Source organism: Natronococcus sp. A-GB7 (genome assembly GCF_029688865.1).
Lineage (GTDB): Archaea > Halobacteriota > Halobacteria > Halobacteriales > Natrialbaceae > Natronococcus.
Genome location: NZ_JARUKV010000019.1, coordinates 84,846 through 101,718, shown reverse-complemented (window position 1 = coordinate 101,718; position 16,873 = coordinate 84,846). Strand labels below are relative to the sequence as shown.

The following is a 16,873-nucleotide window of genomic DNA, read 5'->3' as shown; positions in this document are numbered from 1 at the left end:
CTTGATTTCATTGTGTAGTCGATTAGATAGACATACTACATATGAGTATTGTATAGTGGCTACGTCTTTGCAATGCTCGATACTGTCTACTCTCGTGTAAGTAGCTGCTACAGCCGTGCTGACTATGCGCTGTATATTCGGCACGGCCCTCCAGACACATCTGTTAGTAGATAGAAGTGATCGCGTCAGGTTCGCCTACCGACGTATCGAATCGATCCGTTCAGGCCCAGCCTCAAGAACTGGTGAGGAGACGCACTGTGAGGAAGATTTGAACCACGCCCGAGAACCTGCGCGAAGCGCAGAACCTCGGTCTAATTCAAATCTCTGACGTCGTTTTCCGCTCACGGATGTCGAGCACACGCTACGCGGTGCTCGACGGTGTGGTTCGCGGAAAAGCGCCGAGAGGGAGATTTGAACCACGCGAAGACGGTCATCCTCGCTCCGTTCGGATGCTGCGTCTTCCCTCGTTCAAACTCCTCTGTGTTGTTTTCAGCAGCACGGACGACTCGCTACGCTCGTCGTTTGGTACTGCTGAAAGGCGCCGAGAGAAAGATTTGAACCACGCCCGAGAACCTGCGCGAAGCGCAGAACCTCGGTCCAACTCGAATCTCTGACGTCGTTTTTAGCAGCACGGACGACTCGCTACGCTCGTCGTTTTGTGCTGCTGAAAAGCGCCGAGAGGGAGATTTGAACCACGGTCGTTCCGCTCGCTGCGCTCGCTTCATTCCCTGTTTCAAATCTCATGGTTGTTTTACAGCAACGAGTAGTTCGCGCCGCTACGCGTCGCTCACTGCTTTGTTGCTGCAAAAGCGCCGAGAGGGAGATTTGAACTCCCGAGTCCGTGAGGACAGCAGATTTCGAATCTGCCGCCTTGGCCGGGCTAGGCTATCTCGGCTCACCCCTATCTACCGCGGTGATGTTTTTATCCGTTTCGAATCGTCGCGCCGCCTGGGAACCGCTGACGTCCGAACGTGACAGTCGGACGAAAGACGTTTTACGCGAGCCTTCGAGGTCGACGCCATGGACGTTACCCAGGCCAGCCGCGAGTGTTCGACCGTCCTCGAGGAGATCGGCGACGCCGTCGTCTGCGATCGGTCCTTCCTCGAGGAGATCCTCGTCGGCGTCGTCGGGCGGGGCCACGTCCTCCTCGAGGACGTCCCAGGGACGGGCAAGACGCTGACGGCTCGCAGCGTCGCCACCGCGCTCGGGCTCTCGTTCTCCCGGATTCAGTTCACGCCCGATCTGCTGCCGACCGACGTTACGGGTACGCACGTCTTCGACGAACGCGATCGGAGCTTCGAGTTCAACGAGGGGCCGCTGTTCGCCAACATCGTACTCGCCGACGAGATCAACCGCGCACCGCCGAAAACCCAGGCCGCGCTGCTCGAGGCCATGGAGGAGGGCCAGGTCACCGTCGACGGCGAGACGCGCCCGCTGCCGGACCCCTTCTTCGTCATCGCGACCCAGAACCCCGTCGAGCAGGAGGGGACGTTCCCGCTGCCCGAGGCGCAGGTCGATCGCTTCCTGATCAAGACGTCGATGGGCTACCCCGACGCCGAGGGCGAGGTCGAACTGCTGCGACGGCGCGCGAGCCGCGAGGCTGGGAGTCCAACCGTCTCGACGGTCCTCGAGCCCGAAGAGATCGACTCGCTTCGGCAGGTACCCGAGACAGTTCGGGTCGACGAGGACCTGCTCGAGTACGTCGCTACCGTCGCCCGCGAGACCCGCGGCGACGGCCGGGTCGAGGTCGGCGTCTCCCCGCGGGGCACCCAGCGGCTGTTCGAGGCCGCCCGCGCGTACGCGGCGCTGGTCGGTCGGGAGTACGTCACCCCCGACGACATCAAGCGAGTCGCCGAACCGGTGCTCGCCCACCGGCTCGTGTTGACCCCCGACGCGACGGTCAATCGGGTCGAGAAGAGCGCGATCGTCGAGAACGTCCTCGAGAGCGTTCCGGTGCCGACGCTCGAGCGACAATGATCGGCGCTGCACTCTAGCGGTTCGCGATGGTACTCGCGCTGGTCGGTGGTCTCGCCGAGATCGTCTTCAACAGCGGCGGATCCCTCCTCGTGCTGGCACTTCCAGTCGGGATTCTCGGAGTGTCGCTCGAGCTGTACCAGTTTCATCGGCTCGACTCGAGCGGTTGAGAACGCGGTAGTGGTCTGCTTCGAAGAAGACCGTGTATCCGAGTACGCTGCTCAGACTGGCAACACGGAATTTCCACGTCCTCCCCAGCCGATTCGCTCACGGGTCGTTCCTCCCCGTTCGCTCATCCACTGGCAGAGCAAGCTCTGCCAAGCCCTTCGCTCGTGTTACTTGCGAAGACCTCGCACAATGTCGTCGATCGGTTCTCGCTATCGCTCGAACCTGATCGACAGCGTGCGCCACCGCAGCGGAGGCCAGTCGAGCCAGTCGATACATGTGTACCGTTGTGTTGTGCGATAGCTGTTTGAGACAAAACCAACGGCTGAGAACCGGGTTCGAAGGGCTAACTCGAGCTACTACCCGGTGTTTTTCATCCCGGCGGCGATCCCCTTCACCGTCAGCCGAAGGGTTCGCTCCTCGATGTCAGTACGGTGGGTACGATCGAGCAGGTAGACCTGTAGCAGGTTCAGCGGGTCGACGTAGGGGTTCCGTCGCTCGAGGTTTTCGCCGAGCCAGTCACGGGTGTGAAGCTCCTCGCGCTGGCCGATCGTCGTCACCAGCTCGGCCGCACGCTCGTACTCCTCGCTCAGCCGCGGGAAGAACCGATCCCGGAGGTCGGCGTCGGCCATTCCCGCGTAGGTCTCGGCGATCTCGAGTTCGGTTCGGGACAGCGAGAGCGCGGCGTTGTCGAGCGTCGTTCGGAAGAACGGCCACTCCTCGTACATCTCCTGGAGGGTCTCCTCGGAGCCGCCGTCCTCGAGGTAGGCGTCGAGCCCCGTCGCCAGGGCGTACCAGCCCGGCAGGATACACCGCGACTGGGTCCAGGAGAACACCCACGGGATCGCCCGGAGGTCCTCGACGGTGCGCTCGCCGGATCGCGAGGCCGGCCGGGAACCGAGGTCGAGGTCCTCGATGACGGTGATCGGCGTCGCCTGCTCGAAGTACCGGACGAACCCGTCGCTCTCGAGGAGGTCGCGGTACTCCTGGCGGGCGGCGTCGGCCATCGTCTCCATCGCGTCGATCCACTCCTCGTCGACCCTCTCCTCGGGCTGTTGCTCGGCGTAGAGCCGGGACCGGAGCTGGGCGTTCAGCATCTGCTCGATGTTGCGTTCAGCGATGCGGGGGTTGCCGTACTTCTCGGCGATCGCTTCGCCCTGTTCGGTGAACTTCACCTGGCCCGTTACAGTGGAGTTCGGTAGCGCGAGCAGCGCCTCGTTCATCGGACCGCCACCCCGCGAGATCGAGCCCCCGCGGCCGTGGAACAGCCGCATCGTCACGTCGTGATCGTCGCAGATCTCGCCCAGGCGGCGCTGGTTCTTGTACAGCGACCAGTTCGCGGCGAGGAAACCGTTCTCCTTGTTCGAGTCCGAGTAGCCGAGCATGATCTCCTGGGTGTCGCCGCGAGCCTCGAGGGCCTGGACGTAGGCCTCGTTCTCGAACAGCGTCCCCATGATCCGACGGGCACCCGAGAGGGCGTACTCCGTCTCGAGCAGCGGGACGATGTCGAGCCCGCAGTGTTCGGGTAGGGAGACGACGCCGGCCTGATCCGCGAGGAAGAGTACCTCGAGGACGTGGCTGGGCTCCTCGGTCATCGAGATAGCGTAGGTGTCGATCGCGTGGACGCCGTACTCGGTCTGCCAGTCGCCGAGCTCGTCGAACAGCGTCAGCACCCGCTCGGAGTCCTCCGAGAGCCCCTCGGTCTCGGTGAGATCGATCACGGGCTCGTCCTGGAGGACCGCGTCGGTCAGGAGCTCGACCCGTTCGTCCTCGTCGAGTCCGTGGTAGTCGATCCCCTCGCGCTCCAGCGCCGCGGCGATGGCGTCGGTGTGTTTCTGCTGGTGGTCCCGGAGGTCCATGCTGGCGAGCGAGAAACCGAAGGTGGCGACCCGCCGCCGGATCGGGTCGACGTGGGCGTCGACGACGCTCTCGGCGCCGTTGTCACGCAGGCTCTTGGCGACGACCTCGAGATCGTCGAGCAGTTCGTCGACCTCCTCGTAACCGCCCGGGCGGACGTCGCCGATCCGCGCCAGACGCTCGCGCATCAGCTTGAGCTTCTGGCGGTAGGGCTCGCCCGGATACCGGTTTTCCGCGGTGCGGGCGCTACCGGGCAGCAGCTCCCGGTCGTCCTCGAGGCTGGCCTCGAACTCCGGCCCGACGTCGATCCGACTGCCGTCCTGGCTCAGCACGCCCGAGAGGCGCTTGAGCTGGGTGCGGTACTGTTCGAGGACGACCTCCCGTTGGCGCTCGAGGGTGTTGGCGGTTACCTCGGGGGTCACGTAGGGGTTGCCGTCCCGGTCGCTGCCGGCCCACGAGCGGAACTCGAACAGTTTCGGAATGTCGAGGCTGTGGCCGACCGCCTCGTCGATGGCGTCGTCGAGTTCGTCGTACACCTCGCCGACGACGTCGAACAGCGTGTTCTCCAGGTACCACTGGACGTTGCGGGCCTCGTCAGCGACTTCGGGCTGCCGTTTCCGTACCTGAGGGGTCTGCCAGAGGCTCGTCACCTCGGCGTCGACGTCCCGCCAGACCTGATTGCGCTCCTTGTCGGTCAGCAGCCGCTCGTCGAGCGTCTCGAGGTGGGTCGCGATCGTCCGCAGCTTCGATTTGACCGTCTTGCGCCGAGCCTCCGTCGGGTGGGCGGTAAACGTCGGTTCGATCAGCACGTCGTCGAGGACCTGCTGGACCGTCTCGACGTCGGTCTCCGCGAGTTCGGCCGCGGCCGTCTCCAGGCTGTCCTCGAGGGTGTCCTCCTGGGAGCCGGTTCGGATCGAACGCACCCGCTCGCGTTCCTCGGCGAGGTTGATGAGTTCGAAGTACGTGGTGAACGCCCTGGCGACGACCCGCTGCTGGTGGGGCGAGAGGTTGTTGAGCTCAGTTGCCAGGGGGTCCCGTGACTCGAGGTCGCCCGAGCGGTAGTCGATCGCCGTCGTTCGACAGGATTCGACCGTCTCGAACGCCCGTCGCGAGGTCTGATCCTCGAGGACGTCTCCCAGAAGCGCCCCGAGTTCGCGAACGTCCTGGCGTACGGTCCTGTTATGCAGTGTCATTGCAGGGTCGTACGGACCGTAGCATAAAAAGCCCGGTAGCATCCCGAAGCCTTGCCTCACGCATCTTTTTCCCTGATAGTTACGTCGTTCGGTACGAGTTCGACGATCCCGAGGTCCGAACCGATCCGTTTCGAGTGCTGTCGATTCGACGGTATCCGAAACAGACGTTTCGCTAGAACTATCGATTCGATTTCCGATACTACTTCGAATATATATCGAAACATAAACCTAAAACCGTGGCAGCTCGAGACGGGGATCTCGACTCTCGGACCGTACGCTCGTATCTGTGACCCCCTCTCAGCCCCTGATCGAGGGAATGACGATACTCGCACGAGGGATGGCTCGCCCGACAGTGATGGTCTACCGACTTTAATATCGAAATCTCTTACTAGCTATCTTAGATATATGTCAGCCACATCGCACAATTAATTACACACATACGCACGTAATAACAGAATTTTCAAACACCAATAATTACATCGTAGACAGGTCGTGGATCGGACGGGACGGCGTCGGGAGCGACGACTCCGATCGGAAGGGGAGGAGTCGGAGTTCGACCGGGTCCGACCGACCGGAGAGGCGACCCGCTCACGTCGCGTCGCGAAGGGTCTCGTTCAGTTCCGGCACGACCTCGTGGAGGTCGCCGATCACGGCCCAGTCGGCCTTCTGGACGATCGCCGCCTCGGAATCCGTGTTGATCGCGAGCAGCGTATCCGCACCCTTGCAGCCGACCATGTGCTGGACCGCACCGCTGATCCCGCAGGCGATGTAGACGTCCGGGCTGATCTTCGCACCGGTCTGTCCGACCTGGTCGTCGTGGGGGCGCCACCCCTCGTTGACCGCGGCGCGGGAGGCACCCACGGTTCCGCCCAGCAGCTCCGCCAGCTCCTCGAGTTGGTCGTAGTCCTCGGCGCTGCCGACGCCTCGGCCACCGCCGACGACGACCCGGGCCTCGCCCAGCGGGATCCCCTCCTCGTCACCCGACTCGACGCGATCGACCTGTACCGTGAACAGGTCGTCCTCGAGGTCGGGCTCGACCGTCGAGACCGACGGCTCCGTCGGCGACGCGGCGGGTTCGATCGGAAACTCGTGTTCGGCCGCTGTCAGGAGCTTGTGCTCGCCCGTGAGACGGGCGTGCTCGATCAGGCTCCCGCCCCAGCGGTTCCGCCGGAGCTCGTAGGCACCGTCGTCGGCAACGTCGACCGCGAGACAGTTCGTCGCCAACGGCGCGTCGAGGGACGCACCGACGCGAGCCAACACCTCGCGGCTGCGGTCGGTTCCTGGGGCCGTGATCGTCTCCGCCTCGCGCCTGGAGGCGAGCTGGACAACGCTTTCGGCCCAGGCGTCGGGCGCGTAGCGCTCGAGGCGGTCGTGAGCGACGCAGTGGACCGTCTCGACGCCGTACTCGCCGAGTTCGTCGCCAAGCGCGTCGGCCTCGTCGCCGAAGGCGACGGCCTCGAGCGGCTGTCCCTCTGCGGTCGACAGCTTGCGGGCCATCGCGAGCCCCTCGAGCGAGAGTTCCTCGGGCGTGCCGCCGTCGTGCTCGACGAGCGCGAGAATCATACGACTTCCACCTCCTCGGCGAGGATCTCGACGATTCTGGGCACTGCCTCCGGCCCTTCGCCCAGGATCTCCGCGGGTGAGTCGTCGGTCTCGGGCGCCTCGAGACGAACCTTCTCGAGTCCGTCCGAACCGGATTCGGTCCGGGGCTCCACGCTCTCGATCTCCTGGCGGCGGGCCTGCATCTTGGCCCGCATCGAGGCGTAGCGGGGCTCGTTGAGCCCCTCCTTGACCGTCACGACGGCCGGAAGGTCGAGTTCGTACACCTCCTCGCCGCCCGACACCTCGCGTTTCGCGATCGCGGTCCCGTCCTCGATCTCGAGGTCCTTGATCCCGGTGACGCAGGGGTACCCCAGTTCGTTCGCGACACGGACGCCGACCTGGTAGTTGGCCGCGTCGGCCGACTCGTTGCCGAACAACAGCAGGTCGAACCCCTCGTCGTCGCCGAGCCGACCGATTCCGTCGGCGATCGCGTCCGCGGTCGCCCGCGGCGACCACTCCTCGCCGTCGGTCTCGAGCAGGGTGGCCTCGTCGGCCTGCATGGCCAGTCCGGTCCGGAGCTGTTCGTCCGCTTCGGACGGACCGAGGGTAAGGACGTGGGCCGACCCGCCGTGGGTCTCGACCTGTGCGACCGCCTCCTCGATCGCACACTCCTCGTGGGGGCTCATCGTAAAGCCCAGTCCGCTCGTGTCGATTCGCTGCTCGTCCTCGGTGAGGACGATCTTGGCGCCCGTGTTCGGGACGCGTTTGATACAGGCGAGTACCTTCATGGTTAGCTCCGGATGCGGTCGTTCTCGGGGTCGAACAGCGGTTCGCTGCCGGCGACCTCGACTTCGACGGGGTACTGCTGGCCCATGTACTCGACCGCGAGCTCGCGGCCCTCCTCGGCGTACGCCGGCGGGAGGTACGCCATCAGGAGGTGTTTGCCGACGGTCGGGCCCGTCCCCGCGCTGGTGACGTAGGATTCCCGACCCTCCTCGTCGACGATCACCTCGCCGTCGTCGTCGAGGATCGGCTCGCCGCCGAGCATGAATCGGTGCTCGCCGCCCTCGGGCGCGTGGTCGGCCACGGAGAGGGTACACAGCGTCGCCGCGTCCTCGGTCTCGAGGGCCTCCGCGTAGGCCTCCTTCCCGACGAAGTCGGCGTCCTTGACGCCGTGGAACGTCAGGCCTGCCTCCGAGGGGTCGTACTCGAGTTCGAGCTCGTGGCCGTAGAGGCGGTACCCTTTCTCCATGCGACCGGTAGTGCCGTAGACGCCCATCCCCACTGGACGGATGTCGTGGTCCTCGCCGGCCTCCTCGATCAGCTCCCAGAGCCGTCGGCCCTGGCCCATCGGCGCGTAGAGCTCCCAGCCGCGCTCGCCGACGTAGGAGAGCCGCATCGCCCAGGCGTCGACCTCGCCGACGGTGATCTCCTGGGCGGTGTAGGGCGGAAACGCCTCGTGGGAGACGTCCTCCTCGGCGACCGACTCGAGGACCTCGCGGGCCGATGGTCCCCAGACACCGAGCGTACACAGCGACTCGGAGTTGTCGATCATCGTGACGTCGGCGTCCTCGGGGACGTGGCTCCCGAACCAGGCCCGGTCGGAGCCCGCGGCGGCCCCACCCGTGATCAGCCGGAAGTGGTCGGGGCCGAGCCGAGCGATCGTCAGGTCCGAGACGAAGCCGCCGTTTTCAGCCAGAACGGGCGTGTACACTGTTTTCCCGACGTCGACGTCGATCCGCCCGGCGGCCATCCCCTCGAGGAACTCGCAGGCGTCCCCGCCTACGAAATCGAAGATGCCGAAGCCCATGTCGCCGACCATCGCGACCTCGTCGCGCATGTGGAGGTGTTCGGCCAGGATAGTCGGGGACCACCACCGGGAGTCCCACTCGCTGGGTCGTCGCAGCCCCTCGAGTTCCTCGTCGTAGCGCTCGAGGAGATCCTCGTTGGACTCGTACCACTGGGGCCGTTCCCAGCCCGCGGCCTGGAAAAAGCGCGCGTCGAGTTCCTCCTGGCGGTCGTAGAACGGGCTCGTCCGCAGCGGCCGGGAGCTCTGCCACTGCTCGTGGGGGTGGACGATGCCGTAGATCTTCTGGAACCCCTCGTGGGCGCGGTTCTTGACGAACTGTCTGGAGTTGCCGTACTCGTAGAAGCGGTTGATATCCGAGCCGTGGAGGTCGATGTCGGACCAGCCGCGGGTCATCCACTGGGCGACGGCCTCGCCGACGGCGGGAGCCTCCTTGATCCAGACTGCGGCACAGGACCACAGCCCGTCGACGTCCTGCAGCGGGCCCAGCAGGGGCGCCCCGTCGGGGGTGACCGACAGCAGGCCGTCGATCTCGTGGCGGACGCCGGCCTCGGGATCGTCGAGCAGCTCGGGCACCATCTCGAGGGCGTCGTGCATCGACTGCTCGAACGCGTCGTCGGTCAGCGGCGGCTGGGTCGGCGACAGCGGCGCCTCGTCGATCGAGGGGATCTCGTCGACATCCCAGAGGATCGGGCGGTGCTGGTAGGAGCCGACCTCGAGGTCGTTGCCGTGCTGGCGCTCGTACATCTGGGTGTCCATGTCCCGGACGACGGGGAAGGAGATCTCGCCCTCGTAGTCCTCGAAGAAGGAGATCGGACCGACGCTGACCATCTGGTGGACCGCCGGGGTCAGCGGGATCTCGGCGCCGGCCATCGCGGCGATCTTCGGGCTCCAGAGCCCGCAGGCGATCGCGACCTCGTCGGCCTCGACGGTCCCGCGGTCGGTCTCGACCGCGCTGATCGCGCCGTCGTCGACGTGAAGGTCGAGCACCGTCGTGTTCGGCGAGACCGTCAGGCCGCCGTCGGTGTACTCGTCGGCGCGCGCCCGCATCACCTCCCCGGCCCGCAGCGGGTCGCAGGTCCCCGCGCTCGGGCTGTAGAAGCCACCCTTGATGATGTCCGTGTTCACGTAGGGAACCATCTCCTCGATCTCGTCGACCGAGAGCAGCCGCCCGGGTTCGCCCCAGGCCTTCGCCGACTGGACTCGTCGCTCGAGTTCGGCCATGCGCTCTTCGGTCCTGGCCACCTCGATCCCCCCGCTGTTGGTGAAGGTGTCCATCTCGTCGTACTGCTCGATGCTCCGGCGGGTGAGGTGGGTTATCTCCTTGGAGTGTTCGACCGGCATCAGGAAGTTCGACGCGTGACCGGTCGAGCCGCCGGGGTCCGGCAGCGGTCCCTTATCCAGCAGCAGGATGTCTTCCCGACCCTGATCCGCGAGGTGGTAGGCGAGACTGTTGCCGACGATCCCCGCGCCGATGACGACGGTACCCGCACTCGAGGGGAACGCGTCGCTCATCCGAGATCGCCCCGCTCGAGATCCGTCCGTGCTCCGTGTGAGTGCCGACTGCCCGAACCGTGTCTGTTGGTAACTCTCATACTACGTTCCAGTTTCGTAGCAACGGCATCCAGGATATTAAATTTCCGCAGTAGACGGTGAGCACGCCTGAATCGGGACGAACTGGTTCGGGCGAGACCCCCCTGATAAAGTAATACCCGCGGCCGATCCGAGACGTCGACCGAACGCGATTCGAGTCGCAACCTCGTCGTATTTGGAACACGACACATGAGCTAACACTTATCACGGATTCTGGAAAACGTATTCTAGATGACGGATTCGAACCAGGACGGGGGGATCCCGACCGACTACGAAATCGCACAGGACGCCGAGAAGCGCCCAATTACCGACGTCGTCGGGCCGTTCGGGCTCGCGGACGACGACCTCGAGCCGATCGGCGACTACAAGGCGAAAGTCTCGCTCGAGGCGATCGAGCGGCTCCGGGCTGAGGAGTCCGACGACGGGAAGCTGATCCTCGTCACCGGAATGACGCCGACGCCGCTGGGCGAGGGGAAGACGGTAACGACGGTCGGGCTCGGCCAGGCGTTCAACCGGATCGGTCGGGAGGCGCTGATCGCGATCCGGGAGCCGTCGCTGGGGCCGGTCTTCGGCGTGAAGGGTGGCGCCGCGGGCGGGGGGTACTCCCAGGTTCTTCCGATGGAGGACATCAACCTCCACTTCACGGGCGATCTGCACGCGCTCACGTCGGCGCACAACCTGATCTCGACGATGCTCGACAACCACATCAAGCAGGGCAACGAGCTCGATATCGCGGTCAACTGGGTCAACTGGCCGCGCGCGATCGACATGAACGATCGGGTCCTTCGGGAGACCGTGATCGGCCTGGGCGGTGAGGTTACCGGGGTCCCCCGCGAGGACGGGTTCATCCTCACGGCGGCCTCCGAGATGATGGCCGTGCTCTGTCTCGCAGACGGTATCGAGGATCTCAAGGCTCGAATCGGCCGGATCATCGTCGCCTACGACGAGGCGGGTGAGCCGATCACGGTCGACGACATCGGCGCGACCGATTCCGCCGCCATCCTGCTGAAGGACGCGCTCAAGCCGAACGTCGTCCAGACCATCGAAGGGACGCCCGCGTTCGTTCACGGCGGTCCGTTCGCGAACATCGCCCACGGCACCAACTCCCTGATCGCCGACGAGGTCGCCTCCTACCTCTCGGAGTACCTCGTCACCGAGGCCGGCTTCGGCTCCGATCTGGGCGCCGAGAAGTTCATGAACATCGTCTGTCGGTTCGGCGAGATGGAGCCCGACGCCGTCACGCTCGTGGCGTCGGTCCGGGCGCTGAAGTACCACGGCCAGAACATGTGGCCGCCGAACCTCGACGAGTTGGAAGACGAGAACGTCGAGGCCGTCGAGCGTGGGCTCGAGAACCTCGACAAACACGTCGCGAACCTCCGGAAGTTCGGCGTCCCCGTCGTCGTCGCGCTCAACCGATTCCCCGACGACGCCGACGCGGAGGTCGAGGCGGTCCTCGACCACTGCCGAGAGGACCTCGAGGTGCGGGCGGCGGAGTCGACGGTGTTCAGCGACGGCGGCGAGGGCGGCGTCGACCTCGCCGAGAACCTCGTCGACGCGGCCGAAACCGAGTCGTCGTTCGAGCCGCTGTACGACCTCGACGCGTCGATCGAGGAGAAGATCGAGACCGTCGCGACCGAGATCTACGGCGCCGACGGCGTCGAGTACCACAGCGACGCCGAGAGCGACATCGAACGGCTCACCGAGCACGGGTTCGACGACGTTCCGATCTGTATCTCGAAGACGTTCCACTCGCTGAGCGACGACGCCAGCCGCAAGGGCGTTCCCGAGGACTGGACCCTCGAGGTCAACAAGATCTACCCCTCCGCGGGCGCGGGCTTTCTCGTCGTGTTGACCGCGGACGTGCTCACCCTGCCCGGCCTCCCCGAGGAGCCGGCGGCCGCGAACATGGAGCTGCATCCCGGCGGGAGCATCGACGGCCTCTTCTGACCCACTTACGTCCCCGTTTCGGACCGATGGCCGAGCAGCCACAGCGCGCGGTAGCAGTCCCAGAGCTCGCAGTCACAGCGGTCGGCGATCGTCCGACAGCGCTCGAGGTAGCGCTCGTAATCCCCACTATCGGGCGACTCGGGGTACGGTTCCTCGAGCTCCCCCTGCTCGCGCAACACGTCCCACTCGCGGGCGCTCATCGCCAGATACCGGTCGGGCTCGAGGAACTGCAGGAACGCCGTTCCGATCGGGACGTCGACGCCTTCGAGTTCCGTCAGCGACTCGAGTTTCGCGCGCGCCGTCTCGGCCTCGAGGGCGCCCTCGATCGCGGTCTCGAGGTCCTCGTACTCGTTGTCGTCGAAGCGCTCCTCGGCGGCCCGCCGCTTCGCGTCGGGGTACCGACCGAGGAAGCGCCGGAAGTACCACTGGACGATCCACTCGACGTCGCGCCAGCCGTAGGAGCCCTCGGCGAGGGTCGCGGGCAACAGCTCGCGGTGTTCGTCCTCGACGGCCGCGAGCGGCTGTTCGTCGGGGTACTCGTCAGCGAGGGCTGTGACCGTCTCCGGAGAGAGAGCCATCGTCGGTCCGGTTGTTCGGCCGACAGTGTGAACGTTTCCCTCGCGGTGCTCGCAGCGAGAGGGAGAAACTTTCATACCTCGTCGAGGGAAACGGTACACTAGATCATGAGTAGCTTCCACACAGTCGCGAGTGGCTCCCGCACAGGTGATTCCGATGGCGACTGAGGAATCCGAGCCCGTCAAGACGATCTGTCCGTACTGCGGCGTCGGTTGCGGTATCCAGGTCAACCAGGGCGAGGAGCCCGGCGACGTACAGTTCATGCCCTGGGGCGACGCCCCGGTCAACGAGGGACGGATCTGCATCAAGGGTGGCGCGGCGACGGAGGTCGTCGACCACGAAGACCGACTCACCGAGCCGCTGATCAAGGAGGACGGCGAGTTCCGCGAGGCTACGTGGGAGGAGGCCTACGACCGCATCGTCGACGAGCTCGAGCGGATCAGCGAGGAGTACGAGCCCGACGCGATGGGCTTTTTCGGCTCCTCGAAGACGATGAACGAGGAGAACTACCTCCTCCAGAAACTCGCCCGACGGTACGGCACCAACAACGTCGACAACTGCACGCGGATGTGTCACGCCTCGACGGTGTGGGCGCTGCGGACGAGTCTCGGTGCCGGCGCGATGACGAACAGTATGGCCGACCTGGAGGAGTCGGCCGACATCTTCTGGATCCAGGGGGCAAACCCCGGCGAGCAACACCCCATCGCCAACAGCCAGTACTTCCGCCAGGCCGTCCTCGAGGGCGCGACGGTGATCCAGGTCGACCCCCACGCCAACAAGACGACGAAGTCGTTCCAGATCGACGACACCGATCGCCACCAGCATCTCCAGCTCGAGCCGGGAACCGACATCCCGCTGCTGAACATCGTCATCAAGACGATCCTCGAGAACCACGAGGAAGACCCCGAGGCGGGCTGGATCGACGAGGAGTTCATCGAGGAGCGAACGGAGGGGTTCGACCACCTCAAAGAGACCCTCGAGGAGTTCGACAAGGAGGAGGCCGCCGAGCAGTGTGGCGTCCCGCTCGAGGATATCGAGCTGGCCGCCGAGAAGTACGCGATGGCGAACAACGCGGCCATCTTCACCGGGATGGGGATGAGCCAGCACACCTGCGGGGTCGACAACGTCCAGAACGAGATCAACCTCGCGCTGATCACGGGCAACCTCGGCAAGCCGGGAACGGGCGTCAACCCGCTTCGCGGCCAGAACAACGTCCAGGGGACCTGCGACGTCGGCGCGATGCCGAACGTCCTGCCGGGCTACCAGCTGGTCGACGACGACGAGGCCCGCCAGTCCGTCGAGGAGGAGTGGGGGTTCGAGGTGCCCGACGAGCCCGGACTGACGAACGTCGAGCTCTCCCACGAGTTCGGCAACTCGGTGAAGGGGCTGTACGTGATGGGCGAGAACCCAGTCGTGAGCGAACCCGACGCCAACCGGGTCATCGAACGCATCCAGGATCTGGAGTTCATGGTCGCACAGGACATCTTCATGACCGAGACGGCTCAGTACGCCGACGTCGTCCTCCCGGCGACGACCTGGGCCGAGCGCGGCGGCACCGTCACCAACACCGACCGCCGGGTCCAGCGGATGCGTGGCGTCGATAAGGTTCACGAGAACACGAAACACGACCTCGAGATCCTCATGGAGGTCGGCAGCCGGCTGTTCAGCGAGGACGAGTTCCGCTTCGAGGACGAGGAGGCCGTCTTCGAGGAGCTCCGGCAGGTCTGTCCGAGCTACTACGGGATGACCTACGACATCCTCGGCGAGGAGGGGGTGCAGTGGCCCTGTTACGAGCTCGGCGACGAGGGCGACCGGTTCCTCTACGAGGACAGCTTCGACACCGACAACGGCCTTGGGCGGATCGAGGGCGTCACCCACCAGCCGCCCAAGGAGACCCCCGACGAGGAGTACCCGCTGATCCTGACGACCGCCCGGCTCGAGGAACACTACAACACAGGGACGATGAGCCGTCGGTCGCCGACGCTGAACCGCCAGACGCCCGAGAACTTCGTCGACGTCCACCCCAACGACGCCGAGCGCTACGGGATCGAGGACGGCCAGCAGGTCCGTCTCAAATCCCGCCGGGGTGAGATCACCGTCGAGGCCCAGGTCACGGAGGCAATCAAAGAGGGCTCGGTGTGGACGACGCCGCACTTCGCGGCTGCCTCGGCGAACAAGCTCACCAACGACGTCTTGGACGAGCGTGCGAAGATCCCCGAGTACAAGGCCGCCGCAGCCGAGATCGAGGTCGGTATCGAGCCGGCCGACTCGGAGGCCCCGGCCGACGACTGACGACTGCCGACCGCCCGTTCGGCTGTTTTTTCGGCCCGTCGCCCGACGGACTGACGAGTCCGCACGTTTCAGCCGCCCTCGTCCTCGGTATCCCCGGCGAGTTTCGCCCGCGCGGCGCCGACGATCGACTGCCGACCGCGTTCGTGCCGGCGGAACGCCGCGACGAGCCCGACGAGCGAGACCAGAACGAGCAGGGCGAACGGGGCGCCGGTCAGCACGGCCGTCGCCTGCAACACCTCGGCGCTGTCGGTGACGAGGACAGAGACGGCGACGAGTCCCTGGATGATTCCCCAGAAGACGATCGCCCCGGTCGTCGGAGCGAACTCCCGTTTCGTCGCCAGCACCGCGACGGCGAGCGTCGAGGTGTCCGCGGAGCTGGTCATGAAGACGACGATCAGCGCCAGGAAGCCAAACACGAGGAGCTGACCGATCGGGAGGCTCTCGAGGACCGGGAAGCCGGCGACGGCCTCGGAACCCCCCGCGGCGCCGATCGCGCCGAGGACGTCCACAGTGCCCGTCTGCTGGAGGTGCAGCGAGGTCGACCCCAAGAGGAGAAACCAGGCCATCGTCGCCAGGGAGGGCGCGATCACGCCCGTCAGGACGACCGTTCGGATCCGTCGCCCGCGGGAGAGCGCGGCCAGAAAGAGGCCCGCGAACGGCGCCCAGGAGAACCACCACGCCCAGTTCCAGATCGTCCAGTCGGCCACCCACGCGCTGGCGATCGGGCCGTTCCCCAGGTAGACGCTCATCGGGATCGCGTGGACCGCGGAGCTCCCGATCGCCCGCGAGGAGTACTCGAGGACGGCCGTTCGCGGGGCGACGGCGACGAACAGCACCGCGAACAGCCCGAACAGGACGAGGGTGACGGCGGCGATCCGCCTGATTCCACGGTGGACGCCGCTCTGTGCCGAGACGACGAAGACGAACGTCAGGCCGGCGACGAACAGTACCGAGCCGACGGTGTCGGACGCGACGCCCCACTGGAATTCGATCCCCGCGAGGAACTGGTCCCCGACGAGCGCGATCGAGGTGGCGATCCCCCCGATCGTCGCGAACACCGCGAGCAGGTCGACGAGCCGACACCAGATCGAATCGAGGTTCGCGACGCCGAGAAACGGCGCCAGGATCGTCGAGACGCGCAGCGGCGCCCCCCGCTGGTAGACGTAGTAGGCGATCGGGACGCCGACGGCGACGTAGGCGCTCCAGGCGGAGATCCCCCAGTGAAACAGCGTATAGGTGAGTGCGGCCCCGGCCGCGGCCTCCGATCGCGGCTCGACGCCGAAGTAGGGCGGCGGCGTCTCGTAGTGAAACAGCGCCTCGGCCGGGGCCCAGAAGACGATCCCGGCGGCGATCCCGGCCGTGAAGAACATCGCGAAGTAGACGGGGTAGGTGTAGGCCGGCTCGGCGTCCGGGCCGCCGAGTTTCACCGTCCCCCAGGGCCCTACCAGCAGGTACAGCGAGACCAGTACCGCGATCGCCATGACGGCGGCGAACAGCCAGCCCCCGTACGTCGTGACCGCCCGCTGTGCGGCGTCGACGGCACGGATCGTTTCGGCTGGCACCAGCAACTGCCCAAAAAAGAAGAGAACGAACGCGACGACCGGGATCCCAAACGCAATTGGATCCTGCCGCGAGAGGAACTTCCCGAGGGTGTCGGTCAACCCGAGCCGCCGCACCAGGAGCAGAGATTCCGGATCGAACGGGTCGGCGTCCTCGTCGGATTCGGCCGGCAACACGGCGAGATAGCCGAGTCCGGAGCCGAAGAACACGAGCGAGAGGACGAGCCACGTTGGCCCGGAGACCGGTTCCACGACGAGTTCGGGAAAGAAGAAGCCCGCCGTGACAACGGCCCCCGAAAGGAGACAGAGCGGTCCCAGCAGCGTCCGGAGCATCCGTTCGATCGGCCCGACCCCCTGAAGGCCCATGC

The 16,873-nt window shown here is 65.7% G+C and carries 10 protein-coding genes and 1 tRNA gene; 4 read left to right on the top strand and 7 right to left on the bottom strand.

Annotation, left to right across the window (positions count from 1 at the left end; genetic code table 11):
- Positions 1-810 precede the first annotated feature (810 nt).
- Positions 811-895: transfer RNA gene (locus QA609_RS16920), tRNA-Ser, on the bottom strand.
- 125 nt (positions 896-1,020) lie between these two features.
- Between QA609_RS16920 and QA609_RS16915 the strand changes: the two genes are divergently transcribed.
- Entirely contained in the window at positions 1,021-1,977 is a 957-nt protein-coding gene (locus tag QA609_RS16915; protein ID WP_278303787.1) for a MoxR family ATPase, read from the top strand.
- 26 nt (positions 1,978-2,003) lie between these two features.
- The gene (locus QA609_RS16910; protein WP_278303786.1) at positions 2,004-2,144 is read left to right on the top strand and encodes a hypothetical protein; all 141 of its coding nucleotides are present in this window, start codon (positions 2,004-2,006) and stop codon (positions 2,142-2,144) included.
- A gap of 354 nt (positions 2,145-2,498) precedes the next feature.
- Here the strand turns inward: QA609_RS16910 and ppc are convergent, their stop codons facing one another.
- From ppc to QA609_RS16890, 4 genes are all read right to left on the bottom strand, one after another.
- Positions 2,499-5,189, bottom strand: coding sequence for a phosphoenolpyruvate carboxylase (ppc, locus tag QA609_RS16905; protein WP_278303785.1), 2,691 nt, complete (start codon positions 5,187-5,189; stop codon positions 2,499-2,501).
- A 588-nt stretch (positions 5,190-5,777) separates the two neighbouring features.
- Complete coding sequence (locus QA609_RS16900) at positions 5,778-6,752, bottom strand: electron transfer flavoprotein subunit alpha/FixB family protein (RefSeq protein WP_278303783.1); 975 nt, start codon at positions 6,750-6,752, stop codon at positions 5,778-5,780.
- Complete coding sequence (locus QA609_RS16895; RefSeq protein ID WP_278303782.1) at positions 6,749-7,519, bottom strand: electron transfer flavoprotein subunit beta/FixA family protein; 771 nt, start codon at positions 7,517-7,519, stop codon at positions 6,749-6,751. The genes QA609_RS16900 and QA609_RS16895 overlap by 4 nt, the downstream gene beginning before the upstream one ends.
- 2 nt (positions 7,520-7,521) lie before the next feature.
- Complete coding sequence (locus QA609_RS16890) at positions 7,522-10,053, bottom strand: FAD-dependent oxidoreductase (RefSeq protein ID WP_278303781.1); 2,532 nt, start codon at positions 10,051-10,053, stop codon at positions 7,522-7,524.
- 309 nt (positions 10,054-10,362) lie between these two features.
- Between QA609_RS16890 and QA609_RS16885 the strand changes: the two genes are divergently transcribed.
- Positions 10,363-12,078: a formate--tetrahydrofolate ligase gene (locus QA609_RS16885; RefSeq protein ID WP_278303780.1), complete on the top strand. Its 1,716-nt coding sequence runs from the start codon at positions 10,363-10,365 to the stop codon at positions 12,076-12,078.
- A gap of 5 nt (positions 12,079-12,083) precedes the next feature.
- Here the strand turns inward: QA609_RS16885 and QA609_RS16880 are convergent, their stop codons facing one another.
- Positions 12,084-12,656, bottom strand: coding sequence for a hypothetical protein (locus QA609_RS16880; RefSeq protein ID WP_278303779.1), 573 nt, complete (start codon positions 12,654-12,656; stop codon positions 12,084-12,086).
- Between the two features lie 154 nt (positions 12,657-12,810).
- On the opposite strand from QA609_RS16880, the gene fdhF reads away from it, so the two are divergent.
- Complete coding sequence (gene fdhF / locus QA609_RS16875; RefSeq protein WP_278303778.1) at positions 12,811-14,946, top strand: formate dehydrogenase subunit alpha; 2,136 nt, start codon at positions 12,811-12,813, stop codon at positions 14,944-14,946.
- Positions 14,947-15,014: 68 nt separating this feature from the next.
- Here the strand turns inward: fdhF and QA609_RS16870 are convergent, their stop codons facing one another.
- Complete coding sequence (locus QA609_RS16870) at positions 15,015-16,871, bottom strand: BCCT family transporter (protein WP_278303777.1); 1,857 nt, start codon at positions 16,869-16,871, stop codon at positions 15,015-15,017.
- Positions 16,872-16,873 lie beyond the last annotated feature (2 nt).